This window comes from Halalkalicoccus sp. CGA53, assembly GCF_036429475.1.
Lineage (GTDB): Archaea > Halobacteriota > Halobacteria > Halobacteriales > Halalkalicoccaceae > Natronorarus > Natronorarus salvus.
The window spans coordinates 1,615,149-1,631,106 of sequence record NZ_CP144125.1 but is presented as its reverse complement, the minus strand read 5'-3'; the positions used below and the strand labels follow the sequence as shown (position 1 = coordinate 1,631,106).

Annotated in this window: 16 protein-coding genes and 1 pseudogene; 7 read left to right on the top strand and 10 right to left on the bottom strand. The window is 65.8% G+C overall.

What is annotated here, in order from left to right; all coding sequences use genetic code 11:
- Nucleotides 1–30 precede the first annotated feature (30 nt).
- The 3 genes from V2L32_RS09865 to V2L32_RS09855 form a co-directional block, all read right to left on the bottom strand.
- Nucleotides 31–741, bottom strand: a complete 711-nt coding sequence (locus V2L32_RS09865) for a class I SAM-dependent methyltransferase (protein WP_331236322.1) — start codon at nucleotides 739–741, stop codon at nucleotides 31–33.
- 84 nt (nucleotides 742–825) lie between these two features.
- Entirely contained in the window at nucleotides 826–2,172 is a 1,347-nt protein-coding gene (locus tag V2L32_RS09860) for a DEAD/DEAH box helicase family protein (protein ID WP_331236321.1), read from the bottom strand.
- A 119-nt stretch (nucleotides 2,173–2,291) separates the two neighbouring features.
- Nucleotides 2,292–2,426 carry a hypothetical protein gene (locus V2L32_RS09855; RefSeq protein WP_331236320.1) on the bottom strand — a complete coding sequence of 45 codons (135 nt, stop codon included), beginning with the start codon at nucleotides 2,424–2,426 and terminating at the stop codon, nucleotides 2,292–2,294.
- 173 nt (nucleotides 2,427–2,599) lie between these two features.
- Between V2L32_RS09855 and V2L32_RS09850 the strand changes: the two genes are divergently transcribed.
- From V2L32_RS09850 to V2L32_RS21140, 3 genes and pseudogenes are all read left to right on the top strand, one after another.
- Nucleotides 2,600–3,277 (top strand): nucleotide exchange factor GrpE, encoded by a 678-nt coding sequence (locus V2L32_RS09850; RefSeq protein WP_331236319.1) that lies wholly within the window; start codon nucleotides 2,600–2,602, stop codon nucleotides 3,275–3,277.
- A 135-nt stretch (nucleotides 3,278–3,412) separates the two neighbouring features.
- Entirely contained in the window at nucleotides 3,413–5,344 is a 1,932-nt protein-coding gene (gene dnaK, locus V2L32_RS09845) for a molecular chaperone DnaK (protein ID WP_331236318.1), read from the top strand.
- 96 nt (nucleotides 5,345–5,440) lie between these two features.
- Nucleotides 5,441–5,843: pseudogene (locus V2L32_RS21140) on the top strand (GlcG/HbpS family heme-binding protein).
- 9 nt (nucleotides 5,844–5,852) lie between these two features.
- On the opposite strand, the gene V2L32_RS09835 reads toward V2L32_RS21140, so the two are convergent.
- The 3 genes from V2L32_RS09835 to V2L32_RS09825 all read right to left on the bottom strand — a co-directional run bounded on the left by V2L32_RS09835 (nucleotide 5,853) and on the right by V2L32_RS09825 (nucleotide 8,898).
- The gene (locus V2L32_RS09835) at nucleotides 5,853–6,029 is read right to left on the bottom strand and encodes a hypothetical protein (RefSeq protein ID WP_331236316.1); all 177 of its coding nucleotides are present in this window, start codon (nucleotides 6,027–6,029) and stop codon (nucleotides 5,853–5,855) included.
- 58 nt (nucleotides 6,030–6,087) lie between these two features.
- Nucleotides 6,088–7,836 (bottom strand): Rieske (2Fe-2S) protein, encoded by a 1,749-nt coding sequence (locus V2L32_RS09830; RefSeq protein ID WP_331236315.1) that lies wholly within the window; start codon nucleotides 7,834–7,836, stop codon nucleotides 6,088–6,090.
- Nucleotides 7,837–7,980: 144 nt separating this feature from the next.
- Nucleotides 7,981–8,898 (bottom strand): lactonase family protein, encoded by a 918-nt coding sequence (locus tag V2L32_RS09825; protein WP_331236314.1) that lies wholly within the window; start codon nucleotides 8,896–8,898, stop codon nucleotides 7,981–7,983.
- A gap of 293 nt (nucleotides 8,899–9,191) precedes the next feature.
- Here V2L32_RS09825 and dnaJ point away from each other — a divergent pair, with 293 nt between their 5' ends.
- The gene (gene dnaJ / locus V2L32_RS09820; RefSeq protein WP_331236313.1) at nucleotides 9,192–10,319 is read left to right on the top strand and encodes a molecular chaperone DnaJ; all 1,128 of its coding nucleotides are present in this window, start codon (nucleotides 9,192–9,194) and stop codon (nucleotides 10,317–10,319) included.
- Between the two features lie 372 nt (nucleotides 10,320–10,691).
- A complete protein-coding gene (locus V2L32_RS21240) occupies nucleotides 10,692–10,847 on the top strand; it encodes a DUF7501 family protein (RefSeq protein WP_457852211.1) in 156 nt (51 codons plus the stop codon).
- A gap of 509 nt (nucleotides 10,848–11,356) precedes the next feature.
- On the opposite strand, the gene V2L32_RS09815 is transcribed toward V2L32_RS21240, so the two are convergent.
- The 4 genes from V2L32_RS09815 to V2L32_RS09800 all read right to left on the bottom strand — a co-directional run bounded on the left by V2L32_RS09815 (nucleotide 11,357) and on the right by V2L32_RS09800 (nucleotide 14,071).
- Nucleotides 11,357–11,479: a hypothetical protein gene (locus V2L32_RS09815; RefSeq protein ID WP_331236312.1), complete on the bottom strand. Its 123-nt coding sequence runs from the start codon at nucleotides 11,477–11,479 to the stop codon at nucleotides 11,357–11,359.
- 466 nt (nucleotides 11,480–11,945) lie between these two features.
- A complete protein-coding gene (locus V2L32_RS09810) occupies nucleotides 11,946–12,488 on the bottom strand; it encodes a dihydrofolate reductase family protein (protein ID WP_331236311.1) in 543 nt (180 codons plus the stop codon).
- Between the two features lie 50 nt (nucleotides 12,489–12,538).
- A complete protein-coding gene (locus V2L32_RS09805; RefSeq protein WP_331236310.1) occupies nucleotides 12,539–12,976 on the bottom strand; it encodes an SRPBCC domain-containing protein in 438 nt (145 codons plus the stop codon).
- Between the two features lie 390 nt (nucleotides 12,977–13,366).
- Nucleotides 13,367–14,071, bottom strand: a complete 705-nt coding sequence (locus tag V2L32_RS09800) for an SDR family oxidoreductase (RefSeq protein WP_331236309.1) — start codon at nucleotides 14,069–14,071, stop codon at nucleotides 13,367–13,369.
- A gap of 278 nt (nucleotides 14,072–14,349) precedes the next feature.
- On the opposite strand from V2L32_RS09800, the gene V2L32_RS09795 reads away from it, so the two are divergent.
- Nucleotides 14,350–15,078 (top strand): hypothetical protein, encoded by a 729-nt coding sequence (locus V2L32_RS09795; protein ID WP_331236308.1) that lies wholly within the window; start codon nucleotides 14,350–14,352, stop codon nucleotides 15,076–15,078.
- A complete protein-coding gene (locus V2L32_RS09790) occupies nucleotides 15,075–15,956 on the top strand; it encodes an alpha/beta fold hydrolase (RefSeq protein WP_331236307.1) in 882 nt (293 codons plus the stop codon). The genes V2L32_RS09795 and V2L32_RS09790 overlap by 4 nt, the downstream gene beginning before the upstream one ends.
- Nucleotides 15,957–15,958: the final 2 nt, after the last annotated feature.

Here is a 15,958-nt window from a genome sequence, read left to right as displayed (position 1 = left end):
AGATCGGAAAGGGGGTGCTCTCGGAAGCGGCTATCGCTTGACTAACGCCGCCCGGAACTGGACGGGCTCTTCCGGCGGATGTGGGTTCACCTCGGCGACGCGCCAGTCCGTTCCGATCGCGGCCTCGCGGAGTCTGTCGGGGCTGAAGCCCCGAAAGAGGAGCGTCTCACCCACCCACTCCCCGTACTCGCAGTGGTAGATACGGTGGGCGAGGCCGGGTGCAGGGTCCGCGCGGTAGCCGAACGTCTCCGCCGTCGCCGCGAGCGTCGGGTCGTAGCTGTCGATCACCGCCGTCGCGTCGGGCGTCGTCACGTGTGCGAGGTCGGCGAGAAACCGTCTCAACCCACTCATCGACCCCGCGAGGCAGACCTGCGTACCGATCGCGAGCGCCGATCGGAACCGATCGCGCTCGAACGTCTCGCGTAGCGCGAACATGTCCGCGAGGCGGGCGTCCTCGACGCCCCGTTCGTGCATCGTGTCGACGAGGCGCTGGCCCACCTCGATCGCGACCGTCTCGAACCGTTCCTGGAAGTAGAGCGTCTGTCTCCCGACGCCCGCACCCATGTCGAGCAGCGGCCCGTCGAGCCACCGTTCGAGGAACGGGTCGCCGTCGAACTCGTCGAAGTACCACCGCTCGATCGGTTGCTCTCGGGTTCGATCGCCGTCACGGTCGACGAGCGGGTCCTCGCGTCCCCCGAGGTGGTGATCGCGGAGCGCCCGGCCGAACGGGTCCGACTCCATCACGGCGTACTGAACATCCGCGAGGTGATAAAACGGCGATGGGAGCCGGTACCGAGTGCCTTCCCCCGACCGCCGGCCGCGACGTCACCGTCTGCGCGCCGCGACGTTCTCCTCCGCCGTCTCCCTGCTCACGACCTCGTAGAGTATCGCCCGGCCGCCGTCGTCTTTCGGCCGGAGGACCCGGCCGAGTCGCTGGGTGAACTCCCGTTCGCTCCCGCTGCCCGAGAGCACGACCGCGACGTTCGCGTCCGGGACGTCGACGCCCTCGTCCAGCACGTTCGAGGCGACGATACGCGAGTAGGTGCCCTCACGGAAGCGTTCGAGGATCTCGCGGCGCTCTCTCGTTCCCGTCCGGTGGGTGATCGCGGGGATCAGAAACGCCTCCGAAAGCCGGTAGACGAGGTCGTTGTGCGCGGTGAAGACTATCACCCGGTCCTCGCGGTGGCGGTCCAGCAGCTCCCCCAGGAGATCGACTTTCGCCTCGCTGTTCATCATCAGGTCCCGGGCTCGCTGCTTCGCGAGCAGCGCCTCCCGGGCTCTCGGGTCGTTCCCGGAGCGCTTGACGAGTTCCTGATAATCGCTTCCGCGAGTCATCCGGACGTTCGCGGTCCTGAGATACTCGACGAACGTCGACTGCTCGCGCTCGTAGGCGGCCCGTTCCTCCTCCGTCAGCTCGACCTCGATCCGCTTCACGTCGTACGGTGCGAGGTGCTCGCCCGCGAGGTCCTCGGCCGAGAGCCGGTGGACGACCGGACCGACGAGCTCCTCGATCGTCTCGTGGGCGCCGTCAGGCCGCTCGAACGTCGCGGTGAGCCCCATTCGAGCCGGTGCGGCGAGCAGACGTGCGACCTGCCGGTATCCCTCACCTCCCAGGTGGTGGACCTCGTCGAAGATCACCAGCCCGAAGCGGTCGCCCACCGAGTCGGCTTTGAGGTAGGCCGAGTCGTACGTCGAGACCGTGATCGCCGTCTCGTCCTGCAGGCCGCCGCCGAACTGCCCGATCGGGACGTCGAATTCGGTACCGAGGACCTCGTGCCACTGCGAGAGCAGGTCGAGCGTCGGGACGACGACGAGTGTCGGGGTCGAGAGCGACTCGATCGCGGCGATCGCGATGACCGTCTTCCCGCTCCCGGTCGGGAGTTCGATCACGCCCCGGTCGTCGTTCTCCCGCCAGTCGGCGAGCGCCTCGCGCTGATACGGGCGAAGGTCGTACGAGGAGGCGAGCCCAGAAAGCGGACGGGTTTCGAGGACGCGGTCCTCGTAGCGGATTCCCTCTCGATCGAGGTAGCTACACAGGTCGGCGTAGCGGAAGGCCGGCGCTCTACCGGTGAGCGAGCGGTCGTCGGTCTCGACGAACGGCACCGAGTCGAGGATCTCACCTTCGCCCTCGACCCGGATCGTCCCGCTCTCGTAGTCGAGGGTGAGCGCCATTGCGGGTGGATAGGGTGCCGAGGCTAAGAACGTTAAGACCTTGCCGGTCACGTCTCCCGCACTGAGCACGGAGGCTCCGATCCGGTCGAGTGGTGACCGATCGGTTCGTCGAGTGAACCCTACGCCGCGACGCCGAGCAGTTCGAGCTCTTCGTCCGTACACTCGGCTCGCAGCTCCTCGTCGGTGTGTTCGGCGCGCACCTCGGCGCGTTCGTCATCGCTCATCCCCTCGACGGACTCGAAGCAGTGACACATTGCGTCCCGATGCAGGTCGAGAGGGCGTAAAAAGCCTGTTAGCACCCGACCCGGAGTTGTGTAATATGAAGCGGCACTTGCTAGATTGTGATAACCGTCTATTGACTATTATTAATCGCGGTCGCCGGATCCGATTCTACAAGCATTAAAGCGCGCAGGCGGTAGGAACCGGTATGACCGACGAGCACGACGCGACCCCGTCCGAAGTCGCCGAGGACGACGCCACGGGAACCGAGGAGCGAGAGGGTGACGGGGAGGTCGGAATCGAGGCGGAATCGAACCAGGGAGAGGTGAGCGAGGGAGAGACGGTCGGCACGGAGGAGGATCCGGCGTCGTCGGAGCGGGTCGACGAACTGGAGGCGGAACTGATCGATCGCGAGGAGCGGATCGACGACCTCGAAGCCGACCTCGCCGAGCGCGAGGAGCGAATCGAGGAGCTCGAATCGAGTCTCCGGCGGGTACAGGCCGACTTCCAGAACTACAAGAAGCGGCGACAGCGCCAGGAGGACCAGCTCCGCGAGACGGCGACCGAGGACCTCGTGAGCCGGCTCGTCGGCGTCCGGGACAACCTGGTTCGAGCCCTCTCACAGGACGAGGAGGCCGACATCCGCCCCGGCGTCGAGTCGACGCTCTCGGAGTTCGACCGCGTGCTGGAGGAGGAGAACGTCCGGGCGATCGAACCCGAACCGGGTACCGAGGTCGACCCGCAGCGTCACGAGGTGATGATGCGAGTCGAGAGCGACCGACCCGAGGGGACCGTCGAGGAGCTCTACACCCCCGGCTACGAGATGGGCGAGAAGGTGCTCCGGGCGGCGCAGGTGACGGTGAGCGACGGCGAGGAAACCGGCTGATTGCGGGCCGTGATATAGGTTCCCGTCTCTCGCGTCTTCGAGCCCGAAAACCGATAGCGGGCGCCGGGGTGTATCGGAGCGTCGGGCGACCGATGTAGCAAGGTTTAACCGACCGAACGCGCAATCTAACGGCAAATGGCGAGTAACAAGATCCTCGGAATCGACCTGGGGACGACGAACAGCGCGATGGCGGTGATGGAAGGCGGCGACCCCGAGATCATCGTCAACGCCGAGGGCGACCGGACGACGCCCTCGGTCGTCGCGTTCACCGACGACGACGAGCGGCTCGTCGGTCGACCGGCGAAGAACCAGGCGGTCCAGAACCCCGAGCGCACGATCCGATCGATCAAGCGTCACATGGGCGAGGAGGACTACACCGTCGAGGTCGAGGGCGAGGAGTACACGCCCGAGCAGATCTCGGCGATGATCCTCGGCAAACTCAAGCGCGACGCCGAGGAGTATCTCGGCGACGAAGTCGAGAAGGCGGTGATCACCGTCCCGGCGTACTTCAACGACCGGCAGCGCCAGGCGACGAAGGACGCCGGCGAGATCGCCGGCTTCGAGGTCGAACGCATCGTCAACGAGCCGACCGCCGCGTCGATGGCCTACGGGCTCGACGACGACTCGGACCAGACGGTGCTCGTCTACGACCTCGGCGGGGGCACCTTCGACGTCTCGGTGCTGGACCTCGGCGGCGGCGTCTACGAGGTCGTCGCGACGAACGGCGACAACGACCTCGGCGGGGACGACTGGGACCGAGCGATCATCGACCACCTCGCCGAGGAGTTCCAGAAGGACCACGGGATCGACCTCCGCGAGGACCGCCAGGCGCTCCAGCGACTGACCGAGGCCGCCGAGGAGGCGAAGATCGAACTCAGCAGTCGAAAGGAGACCGACATCAACCTACCCTTTATCACGGCGACGGACTCCGGACCCGTTCACTTAGAGGAGAGTCTCACCCGCGCGAAGTTCGAGTCGCTCACCTCCGACCTGATCGAGCGGACCGTCGGGCCGACCGAGCAGGCGCTCTCCGACGCCGGCTACGACGCGGGCGAGATTGACGAGGTGATCCTCGTCGGTGGGTCGACCCGGATGCCGCAGGTCTCGGAGCAGGTCGAGGAGCTCGTCGGTTCGGAGCCGAAGAAGAACGTCAACCCCGACGAGGTCGTCGCGCTCGGCGCGGCGATCCAGGCCGGCGTTCTGGGTGGGGAGGTCGACGACATCGTCCTGCTCGACGTCACTCCCCTGAGCCTCGGCATCGAGGTCAAAGGCGGGCTCTTCGAGCGGCTGATCGAGAAGAACACGACCATACCGACGGAGGAGTCGAAGATCTTCACGACCGCGGCGGCGAACCAGACCTCGGTGCAGGTGCGGGTGTTCCAGGGCGAGCGCGAGATCGCCGAGGAGAACGAACTGCTCGGCGAGTTCATGCTGAGCGGTATCCCGCCGGCGCCGGCCGGAACGCCGCAGATCGAGGTGACGTTCAACATCGACGAGAACGGGATCGTGAACGTCGCCGCCGAGGACAAGGGCACCGGCTCCAGCGAGGAGATCACGATCGAGGGCGGCGCGGGGCTCTCGGACGAGGAGATCGAGCGGATGCAGGAGGACGCAGAGCAGTACGCCGAGGAGGACAGAGAGCGCCGCGAACGGATCGAGGCGCGCAACGACGCCGAGTCGGCGCTCACCCGTGCGGGCACGCTGCTCGAGGAGAACGAGGAGAACGTCGACGACGAGCTCGCAGAGGAGATCGAGGCCGCGATGGACGACCTCGAAGCGGTCCTTGAGGACGAAGAGAGTGAGACCGAGGAGCTCCGGGAGGCGACCGAGGAGCTGAGCACGGCGCTCTCCGAGATCGGCAAGCAGATGTACCAGCAACAGGCCGCCCAGCAGGCCGCGGGCGCCGGCGGCGCGGGTGCGGACTTCGACCCCGAGGACATGGCCGGCGGGCCGGGTGCCGGTGCCAGCGCTGGCCCCGATGCCGGGGCCGGACCCGGCAGCGACGGCGAGTACGTCGACGCCGACTTCGAGGACGTCGGCGAAGAGGACGACGACGGCGACCAGTAGCCGCTCTCGCGGCGGTCGGTCGCGATCGGTTACTTCTCGGCGAAACCGTCTGTCAACCACGCCGACACCTATCGCGAGGTGTGACGTGAGTGGCCCATGGATCGAGTGACACTCGGGGTCGCGAAAGGCATGGTGACGGCCGCGGAGGGGAGAGCCGATGAGATCGGCGTCCCGATGTGTATCGCGGTGGTCGACGCCGGGGCGAACCCGGTCGCGTTCCACCGATGGACGACGCGCTGCTCGCGAGCGTCGACATCGCCCGTGACAAGGCGTACACTGCGCTCGCGATGAAGATGTCTACGGAGGAACTCGGAGAGCTCGCCCAGCCGGGCGAGGAGCTCTACGGGATCGAGGCGACCAACGACGGCCGGATCGTCGTCTTCGGCGGCGGCGTTCCGATCGAGGGGACGGAGCGGAACCGATCGGGGCGATCGGCGTCAGCGGCGGGGGCGTCGAGGAGGACATAACCGTGGCGGAGGCAGGGCTGGACGCGGTCTGAGCCGGGCGGTCAGGCGGCCCCGGATCGGTGTCGCCAGCTCCTGATCCCGAGCGGGAGGACGAGTCCGACGCCGATGAGGACGGCGAGCGCTGCGATCGTGCTGTCGGTCAGTCCCGTCGTCACGTACCAGAGGACGACCGCGAGAACGACGAAGACGGCTGTGATCTGTGTGTCGGTCGAGACCATCGGTCGCCTCGACTCGCCGGAGCACCAAGGGCTTTCGGTGACGGCGAGTTCGATACCCTCACTCGGCCTCGTGGAGCCGTTCGCCCCGATGCAGCCGGGTCGCGATCGAGAACGTCTGTTCGTTTCGCCTGCGGGTCGGGAAGTGCGCGGCCATGTACCGGGCGGTCGCCACCAGCGCGAGCCGTCGCTCCTCCTCGCTCTCGACGGCGTCGAATCGCTGGAACGCCGCCTCGACGCTCTGGATCGTGTGGAAGCCGGCGTCCTCTCTGAGCAGTCCCCGTCCGAGCGTCCGCTTCAGGTCGGTCGGGTCGCCCCCGGCGTCGAAGTGTTCGCTCACGAGGCGTGCGGCGCGCTCGACCTGGCCCTGTTCGTCGAAGCTCTCCAACAGCTCCTCCCTGATCGTCGCCGGATCGCGATCCGACTCGCCGGGTTCGGGCAGCGGGGCGCGTGGGGTGTTCAGGAATCGATCGCGGTAGACCGACATCGCGCCGTCGAAACAGCCCCGGTAGAGGTTCCGGGTATCGGTCTTCGCGGCCGCCCGGTGGACCGCGTTCGCGTAGGTGAACGTGTGATGCACCGTGTTCCAGTCGTTGAACTCGTTGTTCGTCGCGAAGTAGGCGACCCGCCGCGTCGCCGCGCGGGCGACCGCGTCCGCGAGTTCTCGCACCGTGGCGCCCGCGGCGATCGCCTCGGTGAGCGCGTCGATCACCGTGTGGGGGTCCTCCGAGAGCAGCGTCTCGACGAATCCCTCGGGACGATGCCACTCCGTTCCCTCGCCCGCGGCGACGAGGTCCGGGAGGAGATCCTCGGCGTCGGCACAGAGGTCGGCGATGTCGACCGGCTGTCGCCACGAGGAGAGTTCCTCCGATCGGGTCGCGCCCGTGAGCCGGGGGACCGTCGAGGCGAGCACCGCGTCGGCGTGGCCCTCCCATCCGACGTGGTCGAGCACCTCGAACGCCGTGTTGACGAAGTCGAGGGTGTGACCCGCGTCCATGTAGCGGTGGTCCGTCGCCGCGGTGAACAGCAGCTCCGCGACCCCCTCGGGAGGAAGCGTCGCGATGGCCGTCAGCAGACACCGTTCGGAACCGGCACGGTCGCGCACCTCGATCGACTCGCGGAACCAGGACAGGAGGCGGTCTCTCGGGATCGAACGGCTCTCGAACGCGCGCTGTTCGAACCTGGGTGGCTCGCCGGCGCTGTCGTCGGCCACCTCGCGGACGCCCGTGGACATCGCCCGGCGTTTGTCGCGCCCGCCGACGTGGTCGTAGATCGTCGCGGTACAGCCGAGCGTGGTCAGTCCCCGACCCCAGCCCGAGTTCCGGTACCGGGTCCCGAACCGGACGGCGGTCTCGAGCGGGGTGGTAAAGCCCTCGCCGTGGTCGTCGAGGCCGATCACCGCCTTCGCCATCACGAGCGAGAGGTCCTCCTGGAGCCCGTCCGCGAGCCGGTTCCGCCAGCGCGTCTCGGGTGGCACCGTCGGCTCGGGGTCGGGGTCGAGCGAGACCGTGTCGCCGTCTATCCGGACGGGAAACGTCTGGACGTCGTCGGCCCAGGGGTCGAACGTGTCGCCTCGCTCCAGTTCGAACCGGGCGTGGTGCCAGTGACAGGTGAGGATCCCGTCGTCGACGGTGCCCCTCGTCAGCGGGAAGCCCATGTGTGGACAGCGGTTGTCCACGGCGTAGACCTCAACCTCGTGGTGAAACAGCGCGATCGCCTGGCCGTCGGCCGAGACGAGCGCACGCCCCTCCGATTCGAGGTCGGAGAGCGAGGCGACCTCGACGAACTCGGCCGTGGTATCCGTCGCCATGGACCGAGTTACAGCAGAGAGGGAGTAAAAGGTTCGCTGAACCCGAGTTCAGTCGGCCGGTCGAGACGTCCGGGGGACGGTCCACCGAAGCGAGGGAGACCGGAAGCCGTCCGTCGGCGAGAGGGGCGATCGTCGGTCAGCCGGTCACCAGCACTCGAGAGTCAGGTCGTACGCGAACCGCTCGTCCGGTTCGACGCTCGTGGCGAGGACGCCGTACGTGCCGGTCGAACCGAGCCGGTAGCCGTCGACGGTCGCCTCGCCCTCGCCGGACGCGACGGCGAGGAGATCGCCGTCCGGGGAGACGAGCGAGACGTGCGGTGAGCCGTCCTCGGCCGTCACGGTCAGCCGAACGCAATCGCCACACTCCCCGTCGAAGCTGTAGAGGTCGTAGCGATGCTCCTCGCTCGGGAGGCCACGGCGGTCCTCGTCGCTGAGTTCGCCCGTGACCGACGAGCCACACTCGAGGCGCTCCGGTACGGTCGGCGGCTCCCGGTCCCAGCAACTGACGTGCAGCCAGTACCGGTACTCCGGGTCGGCGACGTTCCAGTCCATGGCGACGATCCGATACTCTCCGTCGGCGGGGATCTCGGCGAAGAGGAAGGCGACCCCACGGTGGGTGAACGTCTCCTCGTGCATCGACGCGATGAGGGTCCCGTCCGCGTCGAGCAGGTAGATGGCGGGTTCGCCCGCGAACGGGAACTCGCCGTGGGCGTCGTCGGGGTCCGGGTCGCCGGTCCGCTCGGTCCGCACGAAGAGGTCGATCCGTTCCCCCTCCCGACCGTCGAACCGGTACTCGCGGTACCGGTGTCCGTCCCGGAGCGCCGGTAGAGGGTCGAACCGCTCGGGGTCCCACTCGGGCTCATCCACCTCGTCGGCCTCGAATCGAGGCTCCTCGCCGGTGAACGCCTCTTCGATCTCCGCTCCACACTCGAGCCTGCGAACCGCCGGTCCGTCCTCCCCGTCACCGTCCCCGGTACCGTCGTCAGTCGAACCGACGGCCACTCCGGCCGTCGCCGTTCCCATCGCGGCGGCGCCGAGGGCGAGAACCGAACGTCTCGACACACCGTTGTCTCGTCGCATCGGGGAGAGCGACGTCGGTCTCACACTTCGTTACCCGTTCGATAATCGGTCCAGCGTACCGGAGCCGTCTCACCGTAACGAGTCGTTTCGTCGGGTCCGTCGGGAGACGAGAGCCGCCCCCCGATCGAACCGTCGTCGAGTCGGACGGCGTCGACTCCCCGGGTCGTTTCGTTCGACGAGTCACCGGAGGTGACGCCACGGCGACACGGAGGCTCCGGGACGGTTCCGACAAGCGGGCAGTTCAAGTGTCTCAACCGAATACGGGAGGACAACTGATGAGCGAGGATTTCTACGAGATCCTCGGCGTGAGTCGGGACGCCGGCGAGGAGGAGATCAAACGCGCCTACCGGAAGAAAGCGGCGCAGTATCACCCCGACGTGAGCGACGAGCCGAACGCCGAGGAGAAGTTCAAGAAGGTACAGAAAGCGAAGGAGGTGTTGAGCGACGAGGACCAGCGGGCGGCCTACGACCGGATGGGCCACGACCGCTTCGAGCAGTCCGAAAAGCGCGGCGGCTTCGACGGCGGCGGGGGTGGCGATCCCTTCGGTGGCGGCGACCCGTTCGGTGGCGGTGGCGGCCTCGGCGACATCTTCGAGCAGTTCTTCGGCGGCGGCCGGAGCCGAAACGGCCCGCGGCAGGGCGCGGACCTCAGGACGACGCTCACGATCACGCTGGAGGAGGCGTACGAGGGGGCGGCCAAGGAGATGACGCTCACCAGGCCGACCGAGTGCGAGGCGTGTGACGGCGAGGGCGGACACGACCCGACCACGTGTGGTGAGTGTGGCGGCAGCGGTCAGGTCACCCAGGTCCAGCAGACGCCGTTCGGCCGGATGCAGCAGACGACGACCTGTCGGCGCTGTGGCGGCGAGGGAAAGCAGTTCGCCGACCGCTGTGGCGAGTGTCGCGGCGAGGGCGTCGTCCGGGAGGAGTCGACGCTCACCGTGGACGTGCCCGCAGGGATCGCCGACGGCCAGACGCTCCGGATGGAGCGCGAGGGAGCCCCGGGCGAGCGCGGGGGTCCGCGCGGCGACCTGCTGATCGAGATCACCGTCGAGGAGCACCCCGACTTCGAGCGCGAGGGCGACGATCTCAGGCACCGGGCCCCGATCTCGTTCCCACAGGCGACGTTCGGCGACACGATCGAAGTGCCGACGCTCGACGGCGCGGTCGAGTTCGAGATCGAGGAGGGGACCCAGAGCGGCGAGACGTTCAGGTTGGAAAGGAAGGGGATGCCCCGGCTCAGACGCCGCGGTCGTGGCGACCTCTACGTCACGGTGCAGGTCGTCACGCCGAAGACGCTCAACCGCGAGCAGCGCGAGGCGCTCGAGGCGTTCGCCGAGGCTGGCGGCGAGGAGGTCGAGGTCGGCAAAGGGTTCTTCGAGAAGATCCGCGACACGTTCTGAGTCCGATCGAGGGTATCGTGAAACGGTTGGTAGCCCCGTCTTCCGCTTCGCCGAATCGATCAGTAAAGGGGGGTCACGTACCGTCGCACAGTTCGATATGGCGTTATACTGCCAGAAATCGCTTGCAGGATATAGAGGATGGAGTGTAACACGGCGATCGCGTTCGTTTTGCCCGAGTTTGTCTGAAACGGGTGGTCAGTAGACGTGCTTACCAACCGATGGAGATGTCGATTGCAGAGAATCACATCTAAGAAGGTACACTTCCGTCAGACGGCTAAATTACTCGACAGCCGCTGATACACCAATTGCTCCGCCACTGGATAAGGGTAATTCACAACCAGTATTATCCACTCAGAGATTGTAATCACAGACATGGACTCTGACGGTTCGCACCCGCCTCGGGATTCCGATGAGTGGGCCAATCCAGAGTTCTGTGCGTTCTGTAGCGAGAATTTACGGGACGGCGGTGCCGGATTCATGGAACACATCGAATCCGCCGAAACCTGTGAGGCGCGGTTCGAAGCATAGCGGGAGAACATCACTGGAGACATCGGTGGCGAGTGGAGCGGGTAGTCTTCTAAACAACCTCCACGTACCGAAGACGTTCGCCTACTCGTGGCTCGTAGAGGACGTTACCCCTCCCTCTCTTCGAACTCTCCTCGGTGATCCGCGTTCATTCTGGACGCTGTTGCAGCCAGTGTCGTCTTCGCGCCACTGCAGGCTGGACAACGAACAAATTCGTACATGCCCCACTGATTCTCCACCTCCCCGTTAAACGAGTTCTTGCATTCGTGGCAGGTAAAGCGAACCTTCACTCTTTCACCCGGAGACATCCATCGTATGTGTATGGGTTTCCCACCCCAAGTAATTCAGGTGTCTCACCCGTATCTTCGGGCAGTATAGCTGCCACGCGTAGTGAGATAAATCGTGGACGAACCACGATAATGAAGCCATCGGGTAGACGAAGGCCGAATCCTCGGGAGGAGACTGAAACAGGCATCATGTCATCAAACCATCCAAAAGCGGTCGCGGAGACGTCACCACAGGAGCGCCAACTCGTCGAGATCCACGATGTGCAGGAAATGGAGTACGAGCGCGAGAACCGCTGCTAGAATGCCCGCGACAGCCTCCCATTCGATCTGCTTGATCTGCCATTTCATGTCGAACGTCTCCCCGGATGGGAATTCTGGCTATAGGCTCATTACTCTGTGCAGGCACGTAGCGGTGTCCACAGTTGACTATCGTTTGTTCGAACGAGGAGTACTAGATGACCGCTTGCAAAGTTTCGCTAACTCAACTTGGGTTAGTACGGAATTCGATGCTCCACCGGCGGTGGAGGGCCACCTTGTGAATAGATGTTGGAGTCGAGTAAGTTTCTTGTACATCGAATTATCTGAGAATCAGTGGTTCATGGATCCCCTGCACTGACCGATCCGACTCCGTAACGATCCACCAACGCCTGGTGCCACATTCACGCCGTGTATTCAGCACGAGTCTCTGAAGATCTACGCTGAGTGGTACATCTCTCGGCGGTCAGTACACATCTCTCGTGAGCGGCCGATTCTACTCCTCGTCGTCGGTAACAACGCCTGCCGATGAGGTCTACGATGCCCTCCGAAAGGCCAATCAGCTCTCGCCCACCCTGCAGCGGAGTTCGACGATACCGTTCGAGTGCTCCGTACTGTCCAGTAACGCGAGTCTGTGCTCTCCAGTGCCGTCTCCGAACAGCGAGATCCCGTCGCCGAGCAACAGCGGAACGACAGAAAGCCGGATCTCGTCGACACGATCCGCGGCGAGAAACGACCCTGCGAACGCCGCCCCGCCAACGAGCCAGACGTGGTCGTACTCGCTCGTGAGGTCGTCGGCGATCGATCCGATCTCACCCGAAACGAACTCGATTCGTTCCGTCGCGCGAGGGAGGTCTCTGTTCGTCGCGACGTAGGTCGGCTTTCTCCCGTAGGGCCACTCGCCGAAGCCGAGGACCTGCTCGTAGGTTCGCGACCCCATCACCAGACAGTCGACGCTCTCGAAGAACGCCTCGTAACTCCTCCGTCCTTCGTCCTCGTCGGTACCGTCGAACGCTTCGAGCCAGGCGACCCCACCCTGCTCGTCCGCGACGAACCCGTCGAGGCTCGTCGCGACGTACAGCGTGATCCGACCGGATCCCATCCGTAGCGGTACTTCTGCAAACGAGATATGTAAACCGGCCCCGAGAGCCGTCAATCGCTCGGTTCGTCGCCCTCGACACGCGCCTTGAGCGCCCGGTTCATCGCGCGGAACCCGGCTTTTACTCCCTCCCCATCGAGCACCGCGGGCATCAACAGCCCCGAGAACGTCTCGCGGTGGACGAACCGCGTTCTCTCGCCGACGGGTTCGAGCCGGAACTCGTGCCGGCCGTCGAAGACGTGTGGGACGAGGAGTCTGCCGAGCCACTCGAGTCTCCGGTTCGGCTCCGCGACGACGAGTCGTGGCCGGAACGTCATTCCCCGCGATCCGGGCGGTTCGATCCGGACCCGGAGCCGAGCCCCCGGCGTCGCCTCGCCGTCGATCCACGTGAGCAACGGGTTCCACTCGGGGTAGGACTCGAAGTCGACCAGCACGTCCCAGACCTCCTCGGGGGAGGCGTCGATCTCGATCTCCGTCTCGATCGTTCGCATCGTGGACCGGTACGGCCGGCGAGTATTTCAGCGTTCGATAGGTCGAATCGACCCCACCGCGGTGGTGTTCGAACGCGGAAACGGATTCACCCACACGGCAGAGACAGTACTCCAACTCCATCGGGAGCGAAAACACCCTTTAGCCGATAGTTCTGCGAGCAGTTGAAAGATGAGCAGGCCGACGACGGGAGCCTCCACTGACCGTGTGTGGCTTCGCGGTGGTCTCGAGGGGATCGTCGAGGTGTGAACGGTCGAATCGGAGACGCAGGCGGAGCGGTGAGGTGATGTGGTGGCCGAGCTGGTCGTCGATCCTTCCTGTCGGCACATTCCGGATACGGATCGTGTCGTCGACCACGCTACCGACCGAGGTAGCGGGCGAGTTTGCGGCGTCTATACGGAGGCTGTAAGGCCGCCATCGACGCGGACGTTCTGACCGGTGATGTAGCTCGATGCGGGTGAGAGCAGGTACGCGACCGCGTCCGCGATCTCGTCGGTTCGTGCCGGTCGTCCCATCGGGATTCTGGCTCTCGTCTCCTCGTCTACGTCGTAACTGTCGACAAATCCGGGCTGCACCGTGTTCATCCGGATCCCGCTCGCTGCGTATCGGTCGGCGTAGAGCTTGGTGAAACACCCGAGTCCGGCCCGGAGCACCGACGAGACGGGAAACTCGCTGGAGGGCTCGAACGCCGAGAACGTCGAGATGTTCACGATCGACCCGTGACCCTGTTCTTCCATGACGGGCGTGACGAGGCGAGCCGTACGGATAGTGTTCAACAGGACGAGGTCGAGCCCCTCGTACCACTCCTCGTCGGAGATCTCGAGGAGGTCGCCGGACGGCGGGTGCCCCGTGTTGTTCACCACCGCGTCGATACGACCGTAGCGCTCGACCGTCGTCTCGACGAGAGCAGCCAGGTCGTCGGGATCGGTCACCGAGCCCTCGAACCCGTCCCCGCCGAGTTCGTTCGCGACCTCGACGGCGCTCCCAGACCGCGACAGCAGAACTGGGGTGTATCCGTCCCCGGTCAGTCGCCGTGCACATGCCTCGCCGATGCCGCTTCCCGCCGCCGTCACCACCGCGACCTTCGTTTCAGCCATACGACTATCGACGTGGCTCCACTCATAAAAACACCGCACGGTGTCCCTTCGGCACGTTCCCCGTAGTTCGGAGAGACCGAGAGACGGCCGACGTTTCCGTACCGAGCGGTCGGGTCGGTACCGGGTGACCGAACCGGACGAAGTCCGTAACGAGCTCCCCTCTACCCATCGTACGCCTCCAGTGGTCATTCGGGTACGATCGGTAGCTACGGAACGTCCCGCTGATCCTCACGAACCGGAACCGGCCCGGTTTTCGTCCGACACACCGAAGCGAGCGTATGGATACGATCGGCGAGATCGTCGCCCGCGACCGACGCTCGCGCGACACGGCGCTTCGCGCCCCGACCGGCGTGAACACCCGCTACGACTACTACCAGTTCATCACGACCGCACAGAAGACGGGGAACTTCTTCCGGCACTTCGGGGTCGGTTCGGAAACCACGGTCGCGGTCGTGAGCGAGGAGAGCGGCGCGCCGCTGCTCTCGCTGTTCGGGGCGGCGCTGCTCGGCGCGCGGGTTCGCTTCGATCCACCGAGTGAGGTAGAGGATCGGCTGCTCGTCGCGCCCGCCGACCGAATCGAGGGCTACGAGATCGGGCGAAGCGGTCACCGGATCGCCTACGGCGACGGGGAGAGTTCACCAGGAGTTCAGGGCTTCGGCGAGGGGGTCTGGAGCGAGAACCCGGCCTGCCCGATCCCGCCGGACCTCGGACGAGACGACCCCGTGCTCGTCGCCGCCGACGGCGAGTACACCCACGAAGAGCTCCTCGATGCGGCCGACACTATCCGAACGGGGTGCGGTCTCGAACCCGGGATCGAGGTGGCTATCCGCGCCCCACTCTCCGCACCGGGAACCGTCGTCGCGGGCGTGCTCGCCCCGCTCGCTGCCGGTGCGACGGTCGTCTTCCCCGACGGAGAGGTCTGCGACGTGGCGGTCGCGGCTGGAGACGCACCCGAAGTCGAGGTGATCCGGGTCGATGCGGTACCGATCGAGGGACGACCGGGATGAACGAGGTATCCGAGATCTACCGGAGCGAGGCTGGCAAGAAAGAGATCGAGCGCCGATACCGGGAGATGGTCGATTCGCTGGGCGAGTTCGACGAGCGGTGGGTCGAGACGCGCTACGGCGAGACGCACGTGCTTGTCACCGGTCCGAAGGATGGCACCCCACTGCTCGTCTTTCACGGCGGGAACATGGTGAACCCGGTGAGTCTGGAGTGGTTCCTCCCGCTCGCCGACGAGTTCCGGCTCTACGCTCCCGACACGATCGGTCATCCGGGGCTGAGCGCTGAAACCCGTGTCTCGCCGCGGGATTCGAGCTACGGGGAGTGGGTGACGGATCTACTGGACGGACTCGGCCTCGACAGCGTCGCGATGGTGGGGCCCTCGTACGGCGGCGGGATCGTCCTCCGGACCGCCGCGTACGCGCCGGAGCGAATCGACCGGGCGGCGCTGATAAACCCCGCCGGACTGGGTACCGGATCGATCGTCCGAATGCTCCGCGAGATCGTGCTCCCCATGTACCGCTATCGGCTTCGACCGACGGAAGAGCGACTCGGCCGGGCCGTCGCCCCGATGTTCAGCGATCCCGTCGAGGAGGGAGACCGAGAGATAGTCGACCTGGTCGGCACGGTCTTCCACGAGGTCCGTCTCGAGCGCACGTTCCCGAAACGGGCGACACGCGAGGAGCTCTCGAGGTTCGGTTCCCCGACGCTCCTCGTGGTCGCCGAGGAGGACGTCTTCTTCCCGCCCGAACAGATCCGACCGCACGCCGAACGGGTGATCCCGTACCTCGTCGGAACGGTCGTGCTGGAGGGGGAGTCGCACTTTCCGTCGGAGCGGGGGAGAGAGCGGATCGTCTCGGAGCTCCGGACGTTTCTCCGCTGACC